Here is a 21,650-nt window from a genome sequence, read left to right as displayed (position 1 = left end):
AACCGCTATTCGAGCACCACATCCGCCGGCATACCGCCGTGCAGGCCCTTGTGGACGGAGGAGGGCGCGATGCCGAAATACTTCCGGAAGACGCGGCTGAAATGCGACGAGCTCGAGAAGCCCCAGGAGAACGCGACGTCCGTGATGGTCTTGCCGTTCTGGGACTCCAGCTCCTGCCGGCAGTTCTGCAGCCGGGCCTTCCAGATGTAGTCGCTGACCGTCATGCCGCGATCGCTGAACAGCATGTGCAGATAGCGCTTCGAGCAACCGAGCGCCGCGGAAATGCGGTCGATGCAGAGATCCGGATCGCGCAGATGCTCGCGGATGAAGCCTTGGGCCCGCACATAGGTGGCCTCGGCGCTGCCGCGGTCGAACATGGCGCCGGTCTCGCGCAGCGGCAACAGCAGCAAGTCGATCAGCGCATCAGCCACGCCGACGGCGTTGACCGGCGTCAGCGTCGGTGCCTCGCCGAAGGCGGCATGGACGAAATCATAGGCGATGCGGCCGGTGCCGTTGCGCGCCGACAGCTTGCACGGCGCCATCTTGGAGAGCTGGAAGCCGCGCTCCTTGAGCAGGTCCTTTGGAACGATGACAACCTCGTGCCGCGTCAGCGACGGGCTGATGATGGTGTGCGGACACGACACGTCGTAGGCGAAGCAGTCGCCCGGCATGATGTCGAAGTGCAGGCCGTCTTGCTCGAAATGCGAGACGCCGTGGGTCTGGAACACGATCTTGATATAGGGGTGCTCGCTCAGCTTGATGCGCGAGATGGTATGCGCGATCCGGTGCTGGCTTGCCTCGATCTGACACAGCTTCAGGCGCGATACCGTCGTGAAATTGACCCGGGCTTCGAGCGAGGATCCTTCCAGCGCATCGACGTCGAACTGGCCGCAAAGGTCAGTGAGCGCATCCGACCAGCGCTGAATCTGCCGCTTGGGCGTCAATCCGTTCGTGCTGAGAGAATGGACTGTATCGGACATCTTTCCAGCCACCGATTCGATCCCCACGTGACTGCTCACCGAGCTTAAGTCTGGCCCGGGATGATGCGCCTTCTCCCTGATTCTGAATAGCTTAGGGAGGCGGCGGGATTTCTTCCCGGTTAATGTCGGGTGATCCTCCGACTTAGTTCTGGGCTCGTCAAGCGCAACCTTAGCACGCGTCAATCTGGCATCCGGATCGCGCCGGCCGCGATTGATGCCTTGCAACATGAAGCAAGCTTTCCAGCCAATTCAGGGCCGGGCGACAAAAATCTGACGAAGCTTCGCTTTTGAGCAAACGGCTCTTCTCTTTTGGGCAAGTCAGCGCGCTTCGAGAGGACTACGACTGGGGCACCAAAATGGAAGAAGTGGGGCCGTTTCGGCGGAAACCCTTGAGCTCTTGAACCTGGGAGGAAATCCACGATGCGCAAGATGCTTTACGCGACCGGCCTTGGGGCAATGGCGGTATTTGCCGCCGGAGCGGCCAACGCCAATGACGAACTCCACAAGATGTCGCAGAACCCGAAAGACTGGGTGATGCCGGCCGGAGACTACGCCAATCAGCGTTACTCCAAGCTGAATCAAATCAACGCCTCGAACGTCGGAAAGTTGCAGGTCGCCTGGACGTTTTCGACCGGCGTGCTGCGCGGCCACGAGGGTGGCCCGCTGATCATCGGCAACATCATGTACGTCCACACCCCGTTCCCGAACAAGGTCTATGCTCTTGACCTTTCGCAGGACAACAAGATCGTCTGGAAGTACGAACCGAAGCAGGATCCGAACGTCATTCCGGTGATGTGCTGCGACACGGTCAACCGTGGCGTTGCCTATGGCGACGGCAAGATCTTCCTGCACCAGGCCGACACCACACTGGTGGCGCTCGATGCCAAGACCGGCAAGGTGGAATGGACGGTGAAGAACGGCGATCCCAGCAAGGGCTCGACCGGCACCTCCGCGCCGCTGGTGGTCAAGGACAAGGTGCTGCTCGGCATCTCCGGCGGCGAGTTCGGCGTCCAGGCTCATGTGACCGCTTACGACATCAAGACCGGCAAGCAGGTCTGGCGCGGCTTCTCGGAAGGCCCGGATGACCAGCTCCTGGTCGACGACAAGACCACCGAGCTCGGCAAGCCGATCGGCAAGGATTCGAGCTTGAAGACCTGGCAGGGCGATCAGTGGAAGATCGGCGGCGGCGCGACCTGGGGCTGGATCTCCTACGATCCCGAACTGAACCTCGTCTACTATGGGTCGGGCAATCCCTCGACCTGGAATCCGAAGCAGCGTCCCGGCGACAACAAGTGGTCGATGACGATCTGGGCGCGTAACCCGGATACCGGCGTCGCCAAGTGGGTCTACCAGATGACGCCCCATGACGAATGGGACTATGACGGCGTCAACGAGATGATCCTCTCGGATCAGACGATCGACGGCAAGGCGCGCAAGCTGCTGACGCATTTCGATCGCAACGGCCTCGGCTACACGCTCGATCGCGCCACCGGCGAACTGCTGGTCGCCGAGAAGTATGATCCGAAGGTGAACTGGACCTCCGGCGTCGACATGAAGAAGGACTCGCCGACCTATGGTCGTCCGAAGGTTCTTGATGCCGCGTCGACCGACAAGGCCGGCGAGGACGTCAACGTGAAGGGCATCTGCCCGGCAGCGCTCGGCTCGAAGGACGAGCAGCCGGCAGCCTACTCGCCGGACACGCAGCTGTTCTACGTGCCGACCAACCACGTCTGCATGGACTACGAGCCGTTCAAAGTGAGCTACACCGCAGGTCAGCCCTATGTCGGCGCGACGCTGTCGATGTATCCGCCTCCCGGTGAGACCAACATGGGCAACTTCATCGCCTGGGACGGCAAGACCGGCAAGATCGTGTGGTCGAACAAGGAGCAGTTCTCGGTCTGGTCGGGTGCGCTCGCGACCGCCGGCGGCGTGGTCTTCTACGGCACGCTGGAAGGCTACCTGAAGGCTGTCGACGCCAAGACGGGCAAGGAGCTCTACAAGTTCAAGACCCCGTCCGGCATCATAGGCAACGTCACCACCTATGAGCATGGCGGCAAGCAGTACGTCGCCATTCTGTCGGGTGTTGGCGGTTGGGCAGGCATCGGCCTCGCGGCTGGTCTGACTGATCCGACGGCCGGTCTCGGTGCAGTCGGCGGCTATGCCGCGCTGAGCAACTACACTGCGCTCGGCGGAACGCTCACCGTGTTCTCGCTGCCGCAGCAGTGAGCTGAGCAACCTCGTTCCGGCGCATGGAGCGATCTCCATGCGCCGGTCCGTCTTCAATCTGCACGCGAGGATATGCTTTTGCGTAAGATCTGGTTTGTGAGTGCTGCGATCTTTGTCGTGGCAATGGGTGGAGTTGCCTCCGCCGAGGACGCTGGCGACCCGACCGCCGTCAAGTCCGAGGACGGCAAGTATCTCGACAAGGATGGAAACCCGACGTTCAAGGTTACGGCCGACGGCACGACGGACTGGTACACCTACTCCGGCTATCGCCGCTATCATTCGGAGTGCCATGTCTGCCACGGCCCCGACGGCATGGGATCGACCTATGCGCCGGCGCTGGCGAATTCGCTGAAGACCATGAGCTACGCGGATTTCATGGGCGTGGTCGCGAGCGGACGCAAGAACGTTTCCACGGCGCAGGAGAACGTGATGCCGGCGTTCGGCGATAACCCCAACGTTGCCTGCTACATGGACGACCTCTATGTCTACCTGCGCGCCCGCGCCAATGACGCGGTTGGGCGTGTTCGGCCGGCCAAGCACGAAGACAAGTCGGAAGCCTATGGAAAGGCGGAAGACGCCTGCATGGGGCACAACGACAAGAAGTGAGCCCGTCCGTGCGAACGAGAAACCTGTTTGACGTTTTGTGGAGACCAAGATGAAGACCCGCGCCGCAGTCGCATTTGAAGCAAAGAAGCCGCTTGAGATCGTCGAGCTCGATCTGGAGGGTCCCAAGGCCGGCGAGGTCCTGGTCGAGATCAAGGCGACGGGCATCTGTCACACCGATGCCTACACGCTCGACGGCTTCGACAGCGAGGGCATCTTTCCCTCGATCCTCGGGCACGAAGGTGCGGGCATCGTTCGCGAGGTCGGCGCCGGCGTGACGTCGGTCAAGCCGGGCGATCATGTGATCCCGCTCTACACGCCGGAATGCCGGCAGTGCAAAAGCTGCCTGAGCCAGAAGACCAATCTCTGCACCGCGATCCGCGCCACCCAGGGCAAGGGCGTGATGCCCGACGGCACCTCGCGCTTCAGCTACAAGGGCAAGACGGTCTTCCACTATATGGGCTGCTCGACCTTCTCGAACTTCACCGTGCTGCCCGAGATCGCGGTGGCCAAGATTCGCGAGGACGCGCCGTTCGACAAGAGCTGCTACATCGGCTGCGGCGTCACCACCGGTGTCGGCGCGGTCGTCAACACCGCCAAGGTGACGCCGGGCTCCAACGTGGTCGTGTTCGGCCTCGGCGGCATCGGCCTCAACGTGATCCAGGGCGCCAAGATGGTCGGCGCCGACAAGATCATCGGCGTCGATATCAATGACTCCAAGGAGGCTTGGGGCAAGCAGTTCGGCATGACGCATTTCGTCAACCCGACCAAGGTGGGCGGCGACATCGTCCAGCACCTGGTGGGCCTGACCGATGGCGGTGCCGACTACACCTTCGACTGCACCGGCAACACCAACGTGATGCGGCAGGCGCTGGAAGCCTGCCATCGCGGCTGGGGCGTCTCGGTGGTGATCGGTGTCGCGGAGTCCGGCAAGGAGATCGCGACCCGGCCGTTCCAGCTCGTCACCGGACGGGTCTGGAAGGGCACGGCCTTCGGCGGCGCGCGCGGCCGCACCGACGTGCCGAAGATCGTCGACTGGTACATGGGCGGAAAGATCCAGATCGATCCGATGATCACCCACGTGCTGAAACTCGACGAGATCAACAAGGGCTTCGACCTGATGCACGAGGGAAAATCGATCCGTTCGGTCGTCGTATTCTGAAATCAAAACACCAAGCACTAGGAGGATAGGTCAATGACTGTTCATATCCACCCGTCGGTCGACAATGGCGTCAAGCAAGGCTCCGGCAGTTTTGCCGGCGGTACGCTGGTCTGCAAATGCGCGGACAAGCCGGTCAAGGTCGGCATCAAGGGCGACGTCGCCCACAACCACGCCTGCGGCTGCACCAAGTGCTGGAAGCCTTCGGGCGCCACCTTCTCGGTGGTCGCGGTGGTGCCGCGCGAGAACGTCACCGTGTTGGAGAACGGCGACAAGCTGAAGATCGTCGATGCCGCGGCGGTGATCCAGCGCCATGCCTGCACCGGATGCGGCACCCACATGTACGGCCGGATCGAGAACAAGGGCCATCCGTTCTATGGCCTCGACTTCATCCATCCCGAGCTGTTCCAGGAGTCCGGCTCGGCAGCGCCCGGATTTGCCGCCTTCGTGTCGTCGGTGATCGAGTCCGGCGTCAAGCCGGCCGATATGGCCGGGATCAGGTCGCGGCTCAAGGAGCTTGGGCTCGAGCCCTATGACTGCTTGTCGCCGCCGCTGATGGATGCGATCGCTACCCACGTGGCGAAGTCCAAGGCGGCCTGACGACGGCACCGTGACAAAGGCGGCCTGACCGGCTCGCCTTGACGAGATCCTGCGCCGGCAGAGGGTTTGCCGGCGAGGGATATGCTGGTAGTACCCGTGACCTTGAACCTTGCATGCCCTGCGGACGACCACAGGGCATGCATTTTATTTTCCGCTTTGCCCTCGTCCTTTCCCCGATCCTGCTGCTTTCGCCGGCCCGCGCCGCGTCACCGGAAGACCGCTATATCGCCGCGCGTGACGCTGCGATCGCCAAATTCGCCAAGCTGTCGAACGACAACAAGATCAATGAGGCCGTCGACAAGGCCGAGGTGGCCGCGCGCGACGAGCTGAAGGGGCAGCTGACGGCCATCCTGTCCCAGCCCGCCCGGCCGGGCTTTGCTCCGGCCCAGCTCAACCTCGACACTCTATATAAGGGCGATACGGGGTTCGGCATGCTGGACGGCCTGCGCTTCGATGCCGACACCGGCAGGGACGGGGCAAAGATCGGAGAAAAACGCGCCGACGGCAGCTTCGTCGAGCCGAAAGCCCATATCATCGTCACCACCGAGCCTCTGTTCACGCGCTGGCTGCACGAACACAAGACCTGGTGGGACAAGGGCAGCAAGAACGTGCCGCAGCAGGTCGATGCCGCCCTGAAGTTCGAGGGCCTCTACACCCAGGCGATCTCGACCGATGCCGCGGTGGTCAATTTCGACGACCTACCGATCGCCAAGCCGGCGTCGGCCGCCCTGGCTTACGGCTTCCTAGCCGGCCGCACCCAGGATTCGTTCCCCGACAAGGCCGACGAGGTGTTCGTGGCGGCGCTCGCCGGCGGCAAGATGTATGTCGCCTATGGCGAGATCGAGCCGGCGGTGCAAGTGCCGGCCTGCACCGCGATCCGAACCGACTACAACAAGAAGGCCGATGCGGCGGCCGAGAGGCTCGAGCGCAAGCAGATCACCAGGCAGGCTTATGACAAGCTCGGTGACCTGCGCCAGCAGGGCGAGGATGCGTTCAAGCGCTGCTTCACCGAGCGCGCGCCGCAACAGCCGGCCTTCGCCGCGGCCACCAGGCAGGCCCAGGCGCTGCTCGAGGTGGCGATCGGCAAATAGCTCGGCGAGCTATTGACCAGCGGCAATCCCAACTTCAGCACGGCATCTTGTCTGTCATGGATGCTAATCAGATAGATTGCCACAACAAGCTCCGTCCTCTGCGACATCAGCGCTTCGATCGCCTGCGCGTGATGTCGATCTATTGTGGCCGATGTCTTAGCAAGATCGCGGTGCCGATGATGGTTCTTGTCGTCAGATTTCGCGGCTAGTCGTGCAGGGTTCGTGCAGGCGGGGTTTGCGGCGCGGGGTTTGATCGGCGACCCGCGCCAGCCTATCTTCCCCGAAAGTTCAGCATCCCCGTGGAGACGCCATGACCGCCATCAGCCCGTTCCGCATCGCCGTCAGCGACGATGTCCTCGAGCATCTGCGTAATCGGCTGCGCCGGACCCGCTGGCCGGAAGCCGAACTGGTCGACGACTGGAGCCAGGGCGCGCCGCTGCAATGGATCAAGGACGTCTGCCACTATTGGGCCGAGACCTATGACTGGCGGCAGCGCGAGGCGCGGCTCAACCGCTTCAGCCAGTTCACCACCGAAATCGACGGGCTCGACATCCACTTCATCCATGTCCGCTCGAAGCATCCGGAGGCGCGGCCCTTGATCATCACCCATGGCTGGCCGGGATCGGTGGTCGAATTCCACAAGGTGATCGAGCCGCTGACCGATCCGACCGCGCATGGCGGCCGCGCCGCCGATGCCTTCCACGTGGTGTGCCCGTCATTGCCGGGCTTCGGCTTCTCGGCCAAGCCTATAGCGACGGGCTGGGGCGTCGACCGGATCGCGACGGCCTGGGCCGTCCTGATGGAGCGGCTCGGCTACGCCAGCTATTTCGCGCAAGGCGGCGACTGGGGCTCCGCGGTGACGACCGCGATCGGCGGACAGGATGCTGCGCATTGCGCCGGCATTCACATCACGCTTGCGATGTCGACCCGGCCCAATGTCGAGGGGCAGCCGACGCCGGAGGAGACGAGGGCGCTCAACGGCATCAAATATTATGCCGACTGGGATTCCGGCTATTCCAAGCAGCAGTCCACGCGGCCGCAGACGCTCGGCTATGGCCTGACGGATTCGCCCTGCGGGCAGGCGGCCTGGATTCTCGAAAAGTTCTGGGCCTGGACCGATTGCGACGGCCATCCGGAAAACATCCTCAGCCGAGACGAACTGCTCGACAACGTCATGCTGTACTGGGTCACCGCGACGGCTGCGTCATCGGCGCGGCTCTATTGGGAAAGTTTTGGGCCGGGCAAGCGAACCCCGCACAAGGTGAGCGTGCCGACCGGCGTTGCCGTGTTCCCCAAGGAGATCGTCACGCCGGTCCGCAAATGGATGGAGACAAACTTCACCAACATCCAGCACTGGAGCGAGATGCCGAAAGGCGGACATTTCTCGGCATTCGAGCAACCCGAGCTGTTCATCGGCGAGGTGCGCGAGTTCTTCGGGAAGCTGCGCTAAGCCTGACGCGTATGTTGGTCTGAAGCGGTTTGTGACAGAATGCGCCGTGCAACGGAGGACGTCGGCGTGCTGCTTGATCCCCGCCTCGGCGACTTTGAGGACAATGCCGCCAGCCCGGAACAGCGTTCGTTGTTCGCGATCTTGGGTAGCCTTCTGGTTGAGATAAGCCCGGCGAAACTGTTGTTCGCCTGGACGGTTTCGCTTCTGCTTCCGGGCGTACTGCTCGGCCTTGCGCCACTTGTCGCATCCGCCTGGATTTCGAGCCTTTCGCAACACGCTCTTGCCCTGTCCGAAGTGGGCGCCGTGCTGGCGCTGGTTGTGATCGCGGCGTTGGGATGGCTCGGCGGACGACCGCTGCTTCAAATCGCGGAAACAAGCTTCTGGTCGCTGAACGCGCTCGCGGTCCAACCGAGTTATGCCTTCACGCGCGAGGCGCTGGGCCATCTGGCGGAGCTGCTTTGGCGCACCGGCGCAACTCCTGCTTCTCGCACGAGGCTGCGCCGCGGTTGCTCGGTCGGCGCCGGCATACTGCTCTCCGCGGGGGCGTCATTGATCGCGGCCCTGGCCTGGCCTGCCTCGCAATGGACTGCGACCGTCAATGACCTTGTTCTGATCCATTGTCTGGTGTTGCCGACGTTCGCGAACGCCGTAGTGCTGGTGTCCTGCTATCTTGCGGTCGCATCACTGGCCTGGAGCGTGGCCGACGCCAGTATGGAACAACCGGCCGACCTGGCCGGATTCGACGCGACGCCGTCCGGAGGCCGCTGCTGGCGCGTTGCGCATCTGTCCGATCTTCACGTGGTCGGTGAGCGGTACGGCTTCCGCATCGAAAGCGGAACCGCCGGTCCGCAGGGAAACGAGCACTTCAATCGCGTGTTGGCTCGCCTTGCCGAAATTCACACCATTGATCCGCTCGACCACGTGCTGATCAGCGGCGATATGACGGACGCTGGTCGGCCCGGCGAATGGGCGGAATTTCTCGATGCATTGGCAGGTCATCCCGAGCTTGCAGCACGGACCATCATGCTCCCGGGCAATCATGACGTTAACGTCGTGGATCGTGCCAATCCTGCGCGCCTCGACCTGCCGTTCAGCCCAGGCAAGCGGCTACGGCAGATGCGTACCCTGTCGGCGATCGCGGCCGTCCAGGGCGATCGCGTGCGCGTCATCGACAGTTCCGGCAAACCGTCGGCCACGCTGAACCAGGCGCTTGCCCCTTATCATGATCGGATAACACAATTTGCGCAGCACGGGGGTGTGCGCCGCGCAGCGGCGCTCCGTGGCCTGTTTGATGATCAATTCCCAATGATCCTGCCGCCGGACCAGGACGGTGGCCTCGGGATCGCCATTCTCAACTCCAACGCCGAAACCCACTTCTCCTTCACCAACGCGCTCGGTTTGGTTTCGGAAGCGCAAACGCGGCGGTTGGAGGCTGCGATCCGTCATTTTCCGACGGCATGCTGGACCATCGCGCTACATCATCACGTCATGGAATACCCCATGCCGGTGAAGACATTTGCCGAGCGCATTGGGACAGCCTTGATCAACGGCAGCTGGTTTGTACGCAGGTTGCAAAGGTTTTCCGATCGCTCGGTGGTGATGCACGGTCACAGGCATATCGATTGGATCGGTACATGTGGTGCGTCGAGGATCGTCTCGGCCCCGTCGCCGGTGATGGGGGCCGACGATGCAGCCAGCTATTTCTATATCCACAAGATGATGGTCGGCCCGAACCGGAAGCTCTGCCTCGCAGAGCCCGAGCGGGTTGAGATTGCCGCAAGCTAGGACGCTTCCGGCTTGTCTTGGTGCGATCCGCCACACAGATCGGCTATCCATGCGGCCGACGGACTCTCGGCACAGAAGGTCAGAATAGCGAGCGTGATCGGTACGCCGATGAAGGTCCCGAACAAGCCCCAAAGAGAGCTCCAGAAGAAGATCGCAAACAGCACCAGAAACGGCGAGATCGACAATGTCGAACCGGCCACCCGCGGTTCGATATAGCTGCCGACCACGAACTGGATGACGTTGAGACAGGCGAACACGCCAAACACCGCGGGCCAGCTCTCGAACTGCGTCATAGCGAGCAGCGTGGGGAACAGCGTCGCGATGAAAGGACCGACGAAAGGAACGTAGTTGAGGACAAAGGCGATCACGCCCCATTCGAATGCGAATGGCAGCCCGGTCACAGCGGCGAACAGGCCGACCAAGAGACCCGTGACCGCGCTCATCTGCGTCCGCACCAGCATATATTTACGAAACTTGACGGCCGTCGCTTTGCTGCCCTTGAGCAGGACGCGGGCAGCTGTGCGATTCTCCAACCGCTGGATTCGTTGACCAGCGTCTTCGACCTCGAGAAGTCCCAGCACGACATAGACCAGCGCGATGAGCCAGAAACTCAACGTGGTGTTGACGCGCCCCGTGACGTATTGCGTGGTGCGCAGCAGCCAGCCGACATTGAAATGCTCCGCCCAGACGCCGGCGAACGAGACGCCATGGCCGTCGAGCCAGATCACCGCGGCATCGTAGAAGGCCTGATACCGCGCCGCATCCGCGATCAAGGAGCGCCCGACGCGGCCGAACCCCCATGCTGCCAGCGAGGCAAACGCGATGCAGGTGGCAACCGTAACAACGACGGTAATGGCGAGCGCGAGGAGTTTCGGCAGCCACGACTGCAGCCGTTGCTGAACGGGCCAGACGATCGCGATGATGAACAGGGCGGCCGCAAGCGGGGCGAGCACGCTGCGCGCCTGAGCCACCGCCGCAATGACTAGCACCGCGGCGGTGATGCCGGTCGTGATCTTCAACCCGCCAGCCATCCTTGGACTACCCGATCTCCGTGAACGCAGACATTGTCAGTCTGTCTCGTAGCGCGACAAGACGGAAATGGACTTGCGGCGCAGCTACAGCAATCCTCGATAGATCCCCGGCGCGGAGCCTTCGATGGCCACCGCGCCGACAGCTTTCGTATAGAATTCCGCCGGCCCGACGCCGCCGATGATGGCGTAACCGAAACCCTGGTGTTTCATGTCCTCGAGGCAGGCAAACAGCAGCGCCTTGCCGATTCCGCCCTGCTGCGCCTTCGGCGCGACACCGGTCGGACCGAAGAAGTTGCGACAGGCCGCGTCGTGGCAGGCGAATCCGAGGATCTTCTTTTGCTGGATCGCGATGAAGCAGGAGACAGGTTGGCGGCTGAACGCGACCTCGGTTTCGCTGGCCCACGCCTCGCTGAATGTCTCCCGCACCCAGGCCACAACCTTGTGCTTTTCCGGGGCGAGCGCGCGGCGCATGACAATTCCGGCCTTGAGCAATCGATCGTATGCGGGCCGGGAATCGGGTAGGGCGTAGAGCTTGACGAGCATGTCCATCCGGCGAGCTTAGTTGAAAACGCGCCCCGCGGGCAAATCACGGGAGCAAGGTGGCGGCGCCGGACTACCATTTGCGTTGTTGCTTGTTCGCGGTCCTGGCTTCACGTGCAATTGCCCAGAAATACCCGCCGCAGCAACAATCACACCGGCGGCGATCAGCTCTTGCAACTCCACGTAGACGTATCTCGTTCACGTGGGAATTATACCCACGAATGCGCCGACGAAGAGGCAAATCGGTTTCGGGACGTAACGAGGCGGAGTGAATGCAATGGTGACGGTCAGCGCAGCAGACAGGCGTCTTCGGGCGATCGTTGCTCTCGTCGTCATGGTCGGCGTCGGTTCGGCGCAAGCCGCCCGAACTCCCGATGTGTCGGATGCGAGTGGGAGCACCGTCTCCATGCCGATCGACACACGGAGCCAGACGTCCGCGATGGACGGCGTAGTCCGCGCCGTCCAACTTCCCAAAGGCGCTTCCGCGATCAGCGAGACCTACGGAGACTGGATCGTCAAATGCCAGCTCGACGGCGGGGCCAAGCTGTGTACCCTCGGGCAGACACAGCTCGCCAAGGAAACCAATCAGCAAATCTTCGCCATCGAACTGATTCCCAGGGACGGAAAGGCCGAAGGCAACATCTTGATGCCGTTCGGGCTGAAGTTCGACGCCGGGGCCGTCCTCAAGCTTGACGGCAAGGATCTCACACAGACGCGCTTCTCCACCTGCACGGCGCAAGGCTGCTTGCTGCCGGTATCCTTTCCCACGGCCGTGACCGACACCATCAGCAAGGCCAAAATGCTCACCGTTGCCGCACAGAGCATCAGCAACGGGCAGGCTGTCGTCTTTAACGTCCCCCTCAACGGCTTCGCCGCGGCGCTGGAGCGCACCATTCAGCTCGGAAGCTGAGCGGCACGACGCTCCGTGGTCCACCGCACGATGGCTGCGACAAATCACCCCGACGGGCAAAATCCCGCTTCCGTCGTCGGGCAAATCAGTGATCCAATTCCGCCCGTCTCACCCGATTGAGGGGCGCTTCGCGGTCGTCATGAACGCGGTGTGAGATGCGGTGGACGCCGAGCGTGGTACTGACGAGAGCACGCGAAGCGGACGGCGAAGTCGTGTGGTCCTGATGTCCAGCCATTTTTCTGGGCTATTGAGAACGATGGAAACGCCTGAAAACTAAGGCATTCTCCGGATTTTAGCGAAAGAACGGAAGGCCTGCCGAAACCCGCCGGGACCTATTAGGCCCTTGTCTCACATGTGCGCGCGGTCCCCGATTTCGCGACCCTTGGCCGCTCTCTCGCTCCGTCGCTCTCCGCTTTGGCTGCCCGTTTTGCCGCCGCGCGTGGCCGCCCGTGCGGGCGCGGGCCTTGGCCGGTATTCTGTTAGCCCCTTCCGCCGGGCCTCTCTACGGCCTTCCTACCCGATGCGCGGTCCGGTCGCTTATCTTTGCCGCGATGTGCTGCCCTGCGCCCTCGCCGCTGGCCTGATTGCTGCCGCCTGCTGCGGTTGCCTCACCCGGGTGTCCCTGCCGGGACTTGTGGGTATCTCGCAAAACAACCTTAGCCCGCAGCTGAATGGCGCTACCCTTCTCGCGTGGGGCGCTGGGGCATTGAAGAAGAAATGACGACTACATCTAATCCTGCTGGCGCTGTCGTGGGGGCCTCAATGACTGATCCATGGGCGTTTGGGTGGACGCCGCTGCTTACGATCATCGGCTTCTTCGTCACGATTGGTATCGCCTATTTCGGCTTCCGAACCTTCGAGCGGTGGAGGCGGGAAAAGATCGAAGAGAAGCGAATTGACATCGCCATCGAAGCTCTTGAGCTCGCCTATGAGTGCCAAGAGGTGTTCGAGATTATCCGTAACCCGGGAACACTCGGATCGGAGTACGCAGACATGCCGCGCCGGGACGGCGAAGGCGAACCCGAATGGAGCGGCCGTGGTCCATTCTATGCGATCTTGAAGAGAGTGCATGAACATGCGGGCATGTTCGAGCGGCTCGCGAAGTTGCGTCCGAGATACATGGCGCTATTTGGTGTGCCAGCAGCCGATAGCTTTAAACTGATCCGAGAGGCTCGCGCGTATGTCTTGGTTTCCGCGCAGCACCTCTGCTACCGCCCGTTTGTCGGGCCGGATGCCGATAACCGGCGGACGCGAATGGAGTGCGACGTGTGGGACGGTATGGCCGAGGTGTATCTGGCAGATTATCCCGGCGTGGATCGGGTGGATGTTCGCATAAAGGGCTTCGTCGAGGAGACCGAGCGACGATGCCGCCCGATCATCGACCGCACCTATGCGGCGCAGAAAAAGAAGCACTGGTGGAGCCGGAAATCTGCATAAGATGAGCGGCAATGCGGCGAGCATCGCAAAAGGTTGGGCGGTCGTTGTTAGGGATGACTGACGATGCCTGACAAGAAGAACAATCACTTTGTGCCGCGCTGCCACTTCAAGCCATTTTCCCTCAACGAAGAAGGTAAGGCGATAAACCTATATACGTCGGTCAAAAAACTCCTCATTCCGAATGCGCCGGTAAAAAGCCAGTGTGCCCGTGATTATTTCTATGGCACCGACGGCGTGCTTGAAACGGAGCTTGAGCAGATTGAGGGGGACTACGCCGCAGCCGTTCGCCGCGTTGTGGCCAAGCACGAGAGCGATGACGATTTGAGCCTGCTGCGGTTCTTCAGCTATTTGCAACTTCGGCGCACCGAGATCGCTATGAAGCGCATCAAGGAAGCTGAAGAAGCGATGCTAAATGACGTACCGGAGCATGTGATGCCGCAACCTACACTCGACGACATCATGTCGGTTTCGATGAAACTGTGCACCGAGGCTAAGCCGCTCCTCGCCGACCTGAGGGTCCGCATCGTTGAGAACAGGACTGATATCGATTTCGTTACATCGGACGACCCGGCGATAGCAACGAACAAGTGGATGAGCCAGAGGATGAATGCCGAGGGGTTCGGCGTCGCAACGTCGGGGTACATCTTGATAATGCCGTTGACGCCGCGTCTGGCGGTGCTGTGTTACGACAACCAAGTTTACACGATACCGTCGCTAGTAGCGGGTCGCGTCCTCCTAAAGAAGAGCAGCGACGCCGAGGCCTTGAACGAACTGCAATACCTGAAGGCCGCCGCAAACATATACTTTTCCTCATGGGAGATGGGGGAATACGTTCGCAGGCAATTTGAGGAGGCGAGACCTCGGCGCATCGAAGATTGGTTTGTGACACGCTATTACCTGATGGTGAGCGACGACGGCGAAAAGCGTGTGTTCAAGGAGGTTAAAGAGGAGGAGACCCGGGTTCCGAATTCGAGATCAATCGTCCATTCTGGGGTCCGTTATCCCGTTCCTTCGCGTTGGCTATCGCAGCTCAAGTATCGTGACCCCATCAAAACGTTCTCCAATGGTACAGGCGCGGGCCACGTTCGCAAAGAAGAGTGGCTCCAAGGCTAGGCCGCCCCCTTGGTGTCCGTTTGGATCGAACCTCATAAGCACGGCGGCCTTCCGAAAGCGGTCGCTAAGGTACTGTGAATAGGGAGGGGGCCTCGCGGGGGCCGCGCGACGCCGAGATATCTGGATATTTGCAATTTTTCATATCGCGCTAAATTATTGTACCGCTTTGCACACAATGGCGGGCGCGATGTGGACCATGTCGCCGGTCGAGGTTGCGACCTTCATCGCGGCGGTCGTCGTCGCCGTCGCGCTGCTTAGCGCTCGTATCGCGGTCGGAAGTCTCGACCGGCCACAGTCGTCGGTCTGTCTGTGAGGTAGTAGGTCTGCTCGTTGGGGCTGTCGACGCGGACGCGGTAGCGTCGTTCCGGTGTGATGTTCGCGATGAGCCATTCGTCAACGTCAGGCAGTCTGTCGAACGTGATGATGTCCTCGGCAGGCCATCCGTTGTGATAGCGGACGATGGTGTACCGTCGCTGCAATTGGCTTAGGCGCATGGGCTCGTCCCGATGGCTGAACGCCCCAAGTCTGGCATGGCTCGCTGGAGTTTGGGATCGCGCACTTGCCGGAGTTAACAGCTAATCGAGCCAGCCATCCAACCCGCCCTCAGACCTGGCATAGGTACGGGCCGGGGGCTCGGCGTCGCTGCCGACGATGCCGTGGCAGGATGACGGGCGGTAGCCGCGGGGCGGGAGCCGTGACCACGGCCTATTGATCTGCATCAAGTTCCAGCACGCCGCGCCAGTTTAGGGGTCGAGAGGAAGGAGGATCGGCCATGACATCGCGTATCACATTGCTCGTTCTGGGTCTGGCTGTCCTCCCTGTCGTGGCTCAGGGGCAGGAGAAGCCCAAACGGCTCATTGACCAGCATCGCCCCGGCGTGACCTTTGAAGATTGCGTCGAAAGGTGCCATGCATGCATGGGCCATCGAAACGAGGCATGCATCAAGAATTACTGCACTGGCTATGAGCGCAGAAAGCCCGGCGCAAAGCCGTTGCCTATCGAGTGCCCGAGCTACGGAGGTTAGGGAGGCATCGTAGCGGGTACGGACAGCACCCGACTGACAGTGCCGATGTCAGTCACCATTCGGCGGTCGCTTGATCGGGGGCGCGCTGACAAGGCTGTGGTCAGCGCCGCCTGCTGCGCTCCTGCTTCAGCTTCCACAACCGAAATGCCTCGTCCTCGTAGGCGTCGGTGCCGGTCGGCGGCGGGATCAGCTTCGCGCCCTCTTTGCGGAAGTGATCGAGGCCGCGCCCCAGCTTGCGCCCGGTGAGCGTGTGTTGATCGTTGGCCCAGTCGGGGATTGTCGGCGCGAAGTCTTCGAGCATGGACCGGAGCCCGACAGCCGCGCCGAAGTGGCACCCGGCGCGCGACTTCGGCGACCGGCACATGATGCGGATCGCGTTGCCGATCATCAGCCGGGCTTCACCGATGGACTTGCTGTAGCGCTCCTTGCTCTGCGCGATGGCGGTCGCGACGAACGGCACGACGTGCGGCGCGGCCAAGGTGTCGAGGTCTTCGTGCGATATGACCTCAAGGCGATTGCAGACCATGGTGTGGAAGGCTTTCGAGGTGTGCATGAGTTCGACCGCGAACTCCATGGCCTCGCGCTCCATGCCCCGGCGGATGCACTTCTGCATCGCGCTGACGCAGGCCATCGCGGGAAGGCCGTTCATGGTGTCGGGGATCATCGGCCCGCTCCCTTGACCGGGACGACGATTGTCTCGCCTGCGATCTTGGCGGCAGCGATCTGGCGGGCCGCTTCGAGGCTTTAGGCGTGAACGATAAACAGCGGCTTCGGGCTCTGGCCGGGTGCCGGTCGAAGGACCGTGAACGGTTTCGGGTTTTCTTGCACGCGCTTGCTCCGTTGGAAGCCCGGGCGAACCCCGAGCTTCCACTTTCAGCCAGCTCTTTGGCGCTTTGTAAAACATTGCTTTCATTTAGAAATCAGCTTTCCGACACTATTTCGGCCGCTGCCGCGCCTGCGGACCTTCGACCCGGGTCCGCCCGCTCTTGACCGGCCGGTTGTGCCCGCTGCGCGATTGGCCGCTAAACGTAGCGGCTTGCCGACCGGCTGACCTCTGAGCGATCTTTCGTCGATCGTGGGCACCAAATCTCGCGAGAGCATCTATGGCGCGTCCGTCCGCGCGGCGGCTGAGCAGGCGGCGGAAGCGCGCAAGCGAGCAGACCGGCTGGCCTGCGAGGCTTGGAACGCGCGCATGCTCGGCTTCAAGGGACCGGCCCAGCCGTCGCCGACGCTGGGCGACGCGCTCAACGCCGGGTACGGCTATCTCGAAGTGCGCTGCCTCGGCTGCAACACCAACCAGACCGTTGCGCTCGACATCGTGCGACGCCCGAAGTCGACGCCGGTTCATGAGCTGGAGCGCTACATGCGCTGCAAGGAATGCTCCCGGCTCCAGGGGCGACCGTTCAAGCGCAGCCATCTGATCGCGCTGCGAGCTACCAAGATTACGGCGAATGACCCGCCATCGACGTGGTTGCCGGGCGAACGCTGAGGACTACCATTCGACGGGAGGAGATGATGGTACAGTCTGCTGATACCAATCCGCTTGTGGGCACTTGGAAACTCATTTCATTTCAGGTCGAGACCGAAGGTAGTAACGAGCTACAGCCATGGTGGGATGAGCATCCTGTGGGGTTTGTTACTTTTACCGAACAAGGGCGATTGCTGGCCTTGTTGACAGCTGGTGATCGCATCGCTTCAGCAACAGCCGATCAACTCATCGGTAGTATGTGTGCGTACTCAGGCCGATACCGCGTCGAAGGTAACCGTCTCAGCACAATTGTGGACAGCGCATGGCTTCCGGCTTGGATTGGCACAGACCAGCTTCGGACCTTGAAGCGAGACGGTGATACTTTGTCGCTCATGACGGACTTCCAAGAGCGTCCGAAGTTTCCCGGACGGCGCACTCGCGGCGTATTGATGTGGCGAAAGGAATGATCCCGGATCGCAGTCGATGTGCAACCTCTACAGCATCACGACCAACCAAGAGGCGATCATTCGCCTCTTTCGCGTCGTCAACCGCTACGTCGGCAACCTTCCGCCGATGCCCGGCGTGTTTCCCGACTATCCCGCGCCGGTGATCCGCAACACCGACACGGGCACCGAGATGGTGACGATGCGCTGGGGCATGCCGCCACCGCCACGTACGGGTGGGCCGCCGGTCACCAACATGCAGCGCCCGCTGCCGGACGATGCGCTTAAGATCGTCATGCGTGGGGCCGACAAAGAGGATCGAGCGGCGGCAGCATAACTCACGGACGCGCGTTTGATGTCGCCCACAGCGTGCGCAGATGCTTCAGCACAGGGTCAATATCATCATGGATGAACCGGACCATGATCGGTATCAGTCGTGGCGCGTGGTGCCGGATGTGGTCCACCTGCGTCGGGCCGAAATCGTGGCCAAGCCGATTGCGGATTTCGCGGGCGGTGTCAGGCTGCTGCGTATCGTCATCACGGACAAACAACGTGTCGATGTCAGCATCAGAAATCTGAAGCCCCATAGACCGCGCCGCGAGCTTCATCTTGCCCGGGTTGACCGCTACGAAGTCAAACGCTTCATCCGCCGGTACCGATCCAAATATCCCGACGACTGCCTTTGCCAGTTTCTCGACCCCGAAATAGTAGGCAATGAACTGCGCCGGGGAGTTCGCCGGAAGCGCCGTCACCTCAAACTTGGCGAGAGCGCGAGGGATATCTTCCAGCCTTCGATAGTAGGACCCCTTCAATGCCGGGTCCGGCTCGAACGACCAATCAAGCGCCATCGGTGAACCTCACGGCCGGGCGAACGAAAGCGCGGATCACGACATCGCGGCGGCGCGCGGCATCTCGTCGAACGTGCGCCCACGATAGTGCCTGCCGGTGCTCTTTTTGCGAACGCCGCCCCACTGCTTGAAGAAGAACGCGGTCTTTGCTTTGCGACAGGCGACCTCGATCTCTGCGACCCACTGCTCGGCCATCGGACGCGCACGCGGGCCACTCTCGCCGCCGACAATTGCCCACTGGATGCCGGTCAGATCGGCCCCGTCTACCGAACCGAGAAGCGGCTCGAATGAGACAAACCTGACGGCAGCATCGACCTTGCGAAGGTCATCAATGCGCCCGAGATAGTCGGCGTTTTCGACGCTGGTGCCGAGCCACACGTTCGGCAGCCGTCGCAACGGCGCGGTGATCTCAGCCATTCGATCAGGCCGCTTCGTCAAAATCTGATAGGTGTGCTGCGGCGTTGCCGACATCGCGTCCCAGACAGCAGCGACGAACTTCGCCGGAACGGCATCGTGAAACAGGTCCGACATCGAGTTCACAAAAATGCGGCGCGGCTTTCGCCATCGTGCGGGGATGCCGAGCACGTCGTGATCAAGCCTGACCTTGCCGGTCCAGACGGCGCGCTTGCCGCTCTTGCGCGTCAGCCCCCGATATTTCGGCATGCCCATCGCGTCGAGCCGCGCCGCCATGCGCATCGCGTAGCAGTTCGTGCAGCCGGGCGAGAGCACCGTGCAGCCAGCGACCGGGTTCCATGTCGCGTCGGTCCACTCGATCAGGGTATCAGCCATCACAGTCCCTCTAATAGCGACCCTTGGCCGCCCAAGTTTTGTACGTCATTCCAGAGCTTGTGTCCGAGCGGATTTGAACTCACGAACACCAGCCAATACAGGCGCTGGTTCCTTTCGCCGACGATCAACGGAATACCTGTGGCGGGATGCGTGCCGAGCGAGCGAATGGACAGCAGCCAGTAATCGATAAACGCCGCCCGCAACGCAATGGTTGCTTGGTTCACGTCAACTGCATCGCGCCATCCCGGCGCAAACACGTCGAACGCTCCGCCGACACGGGAGTGCCTGTCAAGATTGCGCTGCAGGTCCTGCAGGCTGACGTGGATGATCATGTCCATTCGCTGCACCCGCAGCATCCGTTCGATGATCGAAAACGGGAGCTGCGCGAGATTGAAGGGGTCAAGGAAAGCGAGGTGGAGGCCATACGGATTGATCGCGCGCATCACCTGATCGACAACGACATTTGCCTCGCCGACATAGCTTGTCGGCGAGCCGCCGAGCGCTTTCAGGCGCTGGGCCAATGCGGATGAATTCTGCGCCTCCAGATCGGAAAGGTGCATTTGGGAAAATGGATGGCCGCTCTCACGCCCCGCCTTGAATGCGACCACGGCGCTGCCGTCGATGATCTGGTTTGTGCCCTTGATGAGTGACCGGCCAGCGCCGGAGTAGAGTTCGATGTAGGTCGCTCCGCCGTTCCCTTTCGGAGGCAAGAACTTCGCGCGAGCGCCGCGCGCCGCTTGAATGTACCTTCGCACCCTGTCGTGCTTCTCGACCGCCCACGGACCAACCTCGCCGATGATCAGTCCGTCGTCGAGATCGAGTTTAATCGTCTTTTTGGCCATCGAAACAGCCCCCCGGCGGAAAGCAGTATCACACCGCCAAAGGTTGAGGGTTAACGCGACGGCACTTTCTCGCAGATTGAGCCCGCCGGGCAACAGTCTGGCTCGCGCGTCGGAGGCGGGCCGGGATGCCATGCGCCAGCACACCACCCCGGCCCTGCGCGCCGTCACGGCGAAATGAGGCTCCAACCCGTGACGGCGCGGTTCGCAATTCATCGTGCCCCCGGGATGAGCAAGTCGAATGAAAGCCCCGGCGTGGTGCCCGGCGAGCCGCTTCCGCGCGGAGCCGTTACGAGTTCGCACTGCAGGATGGCCAACGGTGAGCAGTCCGCGCGGTGCGTCACGGGCAACTGCTCGCCCATCGCGCGCCAGACCAGCGCGCTTTCATCGCGCTCGACGGCCAGCAGGTCGCTCAGCACCTCGGCCTCGCGCTTCTGGCGTTCGGCGGGTGACAGCGCAGCCTTGTCGTCAGCCTCGCTGGCTAACTCGCGGTCAAATGCAGCGATCCATGCATCTTCGTTCTTCCACAAATCCGATCCGAGAGTGTCAGGTACTTCGGCAAACCCAACCGCTCCGGGTTGCGCGTTGTACACGTTCACCTGCACCTGCATCGTCGGCCACACTACTTCGCCGTCATGTTCAATGAGCGGCGAGACATCCGGCGCACGCTTGCGCGCCGCAACCTGCTCGCGGATGCGCTGCTTGCAGTAGCTCAACGGGAACGACGCGCTCCGGATGCGGTTCACGTCAGCCCGCAGCTCGCGACCGCGCCTGCGGGCTTTGTCCAGCGCGGAGAGGATGTCTTCTCCGGCGACGAGCTTCGGCTCCGGACCCTTGAAGTCCTTCAGCAGCGTGCCTTGCGGTCGACCGTCGCCAAGCCAAGCCTCGACCGCTGCCAGCGTCTGGGCCGCCTCACGCCACTCCTGCGACCGCATCTCATTGCGCGCGACGAGCCGCTGGTGGTCGTCGGTCAGCTTGTCGAGACGGGATTGTGCGGCAACGACGCGCGGGTCGTCGGCCTTCAGGTTGAAGCCGCCGTGTTGCTGATGATCGGTCAACCGCCGGTGCCGATTGGCCTCTTCGAGCTTCGCGGTGTTCGCCTCGGAAATCTCCTGAAACGGCACCGTCAGGGCGTGCCTGTCCTGAACATGCTGCCGAAATTGCCGGAGCCGGTCGGCAGCGCCGGGCGGCAGCAGGTCGAGCGGATCGAACGCTGGCTGGCCGTGGAAGCCAAAGCTGATTGGCGCTGGGTCTACAGGTCCAGGTTCAAAGCCTGCGGGCTCGGTCATAAACTTTGCCTCCATCATCTTGCGG

21 protein-coding genes and 1 pseudogene are annotated in these 21,650 nt (G+C 62.0%); 14 read left to right on the top strand and 8 right to left on the bottom strand.

Annotated features, from left to right (window positions below; translation table 11 throughout):
- Positions 1-5: 5 nt before the first annotated feature.
- Positions 6-980 carry a helix-turn-helix domain-containing protein gene (locus ACVI1L_RS00110; protein WP_016847804.1) on the bottom strand — a complete coding sequence of 325 codons (975 nt, stop codon included), beginning with the start codon at positions 978-980 and terminating at the stop codon, positions 6-8.
- 420 nt (positions 981-1,400) lie between these two features.
- Here ACVI1L_RS00110 and xoxF5 point away from each other — a divergent pair, with 420 nt between their 5' ends.
- The 7 genes from xoxF5 (at position 1,401) to ACVI1L_RS00075 (ending at position 9,894) form a co-directional block, all read left to right on the top strand.
- On the top strand, positions 1,401-3,206 hold the full coding sequence (xoxF5, locus tag ACVI1L_RS00105; protein WP_028336921.1) for a lanthanide-dependent methanol dehydrogenase XoxF5: 1,806 nt from the start codon (positions 1,401-1,403) through the stop codon (positions 3,204-3,206).
- A 123-nt stretch (positions 3,207-3,329) separates the two neighbouring features.
- Positions 3,330-3,812: a c-type cytochrome, methanol metabolism-related gene (locus ACVI1L_RS00100; RefSeq protein WP_038376554.1), complete on the top strand. Its 483-nt coding sequence runs from the start codon at positions 3,330-3,332 to the stop codon at positions 3,810-3,812.
- A 49-nt stretch (positions 3,813-3,861) separates the two neighbouring features.
- The gene (locus ACVI1L_RS00095) at positions 3,862-4,971 is read left to right on the top strand and encodes an S-(hydroxymethyl)glutathione dehydrogenase/class III alcohol dehydrogenase (RefSeq protein WP_024580243.1); all 1,110 of its coding nucleotides are present in this window, start codon (positions 3,862-3,864) and stop codon (positions 4,969-4,971) included.
- A gap of 33 nt (positions 4,972-5,004) precedes the next feature.
- Positions 5,005-5,568: an S-(hydroxymethyl)glutathione synthase gene (gfa, locus tag ACVI1L_RS00090; protein WP_016847312.1), complete on the top strand. Its 564-nt coding sequence runs from the start codon at positions 5,005-5,007 to the stop codon at positions 5,566-5,568.
- Positions 5,569-5,705: 137 nt separating this feature from the next.
- Positions 5,706-6,659 (top strand): hypothetical protein, encoded by a 954-nt coding sequence (locus ACVI1L_RS00085; RefSeq protein ID WP_229188799.1) that lies wholly within the window; start codon positions 5,706-5,708, stop codon positions 6,657-6,659.
- A gap of 310 nt (positions 6,660-6,969) precedes the next feature.
- On the top strand, positions 6,970-8,109 hold the full coding sequence (locus tag ACVI1L_RS00080) for an epoxide hydrolase family protein (protein ID WP_456782002.1): 1,140 nt from the start codon (positions 6,970-6,972) through the stop codon (positions 8,107-8,109).
- A gap of 66 nt (positions 8,110-8,175) precedes the next feature.
- A complete protein-coding gene (locus ACVI1L_RS00075; RefSeq protein ID WP_349535944.1) occupies positions 8,176-9,894 on the top strand; it encodes a metallophosphoesterase family protein in 1,719 nt (572 codons plus the stop codon).
- On the opposite strand, the gene ACVI1L_RS00070 is transcribed toward ACVI1L_RS00075, so the two are convergent.
- Both ACVI1L_RS00070 and ACVI1L_RS00065 read right to left on the bottom strand, forming a co-directional pair.
- Complete coding sequence (locus ACVI1L_RS00070) at positions 9,891-10,925, bottom strand: AI-2E family transporter (protein WP_456782001.1); 1,035 nt, start codon at positions 10,923-10,925, stop codon at positions 9,891-9,893. The genes ACVI1L_RS00075 and ACVI1L_RS00070 overlap by 4 nt on opposite strands.
- 84 nt (positions 10,926-11,009) lie before the next feature.
- The gene (locus tag ACVI1L_RS00065; protein WP_057020554.1) at positions 11,010-11,474 is read right to left on the bottom strand and encodes a GNAT family N-acetyltransferase; all 465 of its coding nucleotides are present in this window, start codon (positions 11,472-11,474) and stop codon (positions 11,010-11,012) included.
- Between the two features lie 268 nt (positions 11,475-11,742).
- Here ACVI1L_RS00065 and ACVI1L_RS00060 point away from each other — a divergent pair, with 268 nt between their 5' ends.
- From ACVI1L_RS00060 to ACVI1L_RS00045, 4 genes are all read left to right on the top strand, one after another.
- Complete coding sequence (locus ACVI1L_RS00060) at positions 11,743-12,375, top strand: invasion associated locus B family protein (protein ID WP_057020553.1); 633 nt, start codon at positions 11,743-11,745, stop codon at positions 12,373-12,375.
- 762 nt (positions 12,376-13,137) lie between these two features.
- Positions 13,138-13,812: a hypothetical protein gene (locus ACVI1L_RS00055; RefSeq protein ID WP_456782000.1), complete on the top strand. Its 675-nt coding sequence runs from the start codon at positions 13,138-13,140 to the stop codon at positions 13,810-13,812.
- Positions 13,813-13,875: 63 nt separating this feature from the next.
- Positions 13,876-14,925, top strand: a complete 1,050-nt coding sequence (locus ACVI1L_RS00050) for a DUF4238 domain-containing protein (RefSeq protein WP_456781999.1) — start codon at positions 13,876-13,878, stop codon at positions 14,923-14,925.
- 187 nt (positions 14,926-15,112) lie between these two features.
- Entirely contained in the window at positions 15,113-15,238 is a 126-nt protein-coding gene (locus ACVI1L_RS00045) for a hypothetical protein (RefSeq protein WP_456781998.1), read from the top strand.
- 811 nt (positions 15,239-16,049) lie between these two features.
- Here ACVI1L_RS00045 and ACVI1L_RS00040 read toward each other — a convergent pair.
- Complete coding sequence (locus tag ACVI1L_RS00040; protein WP_456781997.1) at positions 16,050-16,613, bottom strand: hypothetical protein; 564 nt, start codon at positions 16,611-16,613, stop codon at positions 16,050-16,052.
- 411 nt (positions 16,614-17,024) lie between these two features.
- Here ACVI1L_RS00040 and ACVI1L_RS00035 point away from each other — a divergent pair, with 411 nt between their 5' ends.
- The 3 genes and pseudogenes from ACVI1L_RS00035 to ACVI1L_RS00025 form a co-directional block, all read left to right on the top strand.
- Positions 17,025-17,438: a hypothetical protein gene (locus ACVI1L_RS00035; protein ID WP_456781996.1), complete on the top strand. Its 414-nt coding sequence runs from the start codon at positions 17,025-17,027 to the stop codon at positions 17,436-17,438.
- A 26-nt stretch (positions 17,439-17,464) separates the two neighbouring features.
- The gene (locus ACVI1L_RS00030; protein WP_456781995.1) at positions 17,465-17,884 is read left to right on the top strand and encodes a lipocalin-like domain-containing protein; all 420 of its coding nucleotides are present in this window, start codon (positions 17,465-17,467) and stop codon (positions 17,882-17,884) included.
- 16 nt (positions 17,885-17,900) lie between these two features.
- A pseudogene (locus ACVI1L_RS00025) lies at positions 17,901-18,122 on the top strand (SOS response-associated peptidase); the annotation flags it as partial.
- A gap of 76 nt (positions 18,123-18,198) precedes the next feature.
- Here ACVI1L_RS00025 and ACVI1L_RS00020 read toward each other — a convergent pair.
- The 4 genes from ACVI1L_RS00020 to ACVI1L_RS00005 form a co-directional block, all read right to left on the bottom strand.
- Positions 18,199-18,708, bottom strand: a complete 510-nt coding sequence (locus ACVI1L_RS00020) for a hypothetical protein (RefSeq protein ID WP_456781994.1) — start codon at positions 18,706-18,708, stop codon at positions 18,199-18,201.
- 36 nt (positions 18,709-18,744) lie between these two features.
- Positions 18,745-19,497 carry a DUF5131 family protein gene (locus ACVI1L_RS00015; RefSeq protein WP_456781993.1) on the bottom strand — a complete coding sequence of 251 codons (753 nt, stop codon included), beginning with the start codon at positions 19,495-19,497 and terminating at the stop codon, positions 18,745-18,747.
- On the bottom strand, positions 19,497-20,339 hold the full coding sequence (gene tcmP / locus ACVI1L_RS00010; RefSeq protein WP_456781992.1) for a three-Cys-motif partner protein TcmP: 843 nt from the start codon (positions 20,337-20,339) through the stop codon (positions 19,497-19,499). The genes ACVI1L_RS00015 and tcmP overlap by 1 nt, the downstream gene beginning before the upstream one ends.
- Positions 20,340-20,548: 209 nt before the next feature.
- Positions 20,549-21,650: hypothetical protein (locus ACVI1L_RS00005; RefSeq protein WP_456781991.1), on the bottom strand; the 1,102-nt coding region annotated here is incomplete at its 5' end.

The sequence above is a fragment of the Bradyrhizobium sp. USDA 4516 genome (assembly GCF_054055915.1).
The sequence above is the reverse complement of the archived record's forward strand: the minus strand, read 5'-3'. Positions and strand labels throughout refer to the sequence as shown.

What these genes read in the sequence shown, in the direction of transcription:
- ACVI1L_RS00110 (WP_016847804.1), bottom strand. Translation starts at nt 980, where the DNA reads ATGTCCGATACAGTCCATTCTCTCAGCACGAACGGATTGACGCCCAAG.
- xoxF5 (WP_028336921.1), top strand. Translation starts at nt 1,401, where the DNA reads ATGCGCAAGATGCTTTACGCGACCGGCCTTGGGGCAATGGCGGTATTT.
- ACVI1L_RS00100 (WP_038376554.1), top strand. Translation starts at nt 3,330, where the DNA reads ATGGGTGGAGTTGCCTCCGCCGAGGACGCTGGCGACCCGACCGCCGTC.
- ACVI1L_RS00095 (WP_024580243.1), top strand. Translation starts at nt 3,862, where the DNA reads ATGAAGACCCGCGCCGCAGTCGCATTTGAAGCAAAGAAGCCGCTTGAG.
- gfa (WP_016847312.1), top strand. Translation starts at nt 5,005, where the DNA reads ATGACTGTTCATATCCACCCGTCGGTCGACAATGGCGTCAAGCAAGGC.
- ACVI1L_RS00085 (WP_229188799.1), top strand. Translation starts at nt 5,706, where the DNA reads ATGCATTTTATTTTCCGCTTTGCCCTCGTCCTTTCCCCGATCCTGCTG.
- ACVI1L_RS00080 (WP_456782002.1), top strand. Translation starts at nt 6,970, where the DNA reads ATGACCGCCATCAGCCCGTTCCGCATCGCCGTCAGCGACGATGTCCTC.
- ACVI1L_RS00070 (WP_456782001.1), bottom strand. Translation starts at nt 10,925, where the DNA reads ATGGCTGGCGGGTTGAAGATCACGACCGGCATCACCGCCGCGGTGCTA.
- ACVI1L_RS00065 (WP_057020554.1), bottom strand. Translation starts at nt 11,474, where the DNA reads ATGGACATGCTCGTCAAGCTCTACGCCCTACCCGATTCCCGGCCCGCA.
- ACVI1L_RS00060 (WP_057020553.1), top strand. Translation starts at nt 11,743, where the DNA reads ATGGTGACGGTCAGCGCAGCAGACAGGCGTCTTCGGGCGATCGTTGCT.
- ACVI1L_RS00055 (WP_456782000.1), top strand. Translation starts at nt 13,138, where the DNA reads ATGACTGATCCATGGGCGTTTGGGTGGACGCCGCTGCTTACGATCATC.
- ACVI1L_RS00050 (WP_456781999.1), top strand. Translation starts at nt 13,876, where the DNA reads ATGCCTGACAAGAAGAACAATCACTTTGTGCCGCGCTGCCACTTCAAG.
- ACVI1L_RS00045 (WP_456781998.1), top strand. Translation starts at nt 15,113, where the DNA reads ATGTGGACCATGTCGCCGGTCGAGGTTGCGACCTTCATCGCGGCGGTC.
- ACVI1L_RS00040 (WP_456781997.1), bottom strand. Translation starts at nt 16,613, where the DNA reads ATGATCCCCGACACCATGAACGGCCTTCCCGCGATGGCCTGCGTCAGC.
- ACVI1L_RS00030 (WP_456781995.1), top strand. Translation starts at nt 17,465, where the DNA reads ATGGTACAGTCTGCTGATACCAATCCGCTTGTGGGCACTTGGAAACTC.
- ACVI1L_RS00020 (WP_456781994.1), bottom strand. Translation starts at nt 18,708, where the DNA reads ATGGCGCTTGATTGGTCGTTCGAGCCGGACCCGGCATTGAAGGGGTCC.
- ACVI1L_RS00015 (WP_456781993.1), bottom strand. Translation starts at nt 19,497, where the DNA reads ATGGCTGATACCCTGATCGAGTGGACCGACGCGACATGGAACCCGGTC.
- tcmP (WP_456781992.1), bottom strand. Translation starts at nt 20,339, where the DNA reads ATGGCCAAAAAGACGATTAAACTCGATCTCGACGACGGACTGATCATC.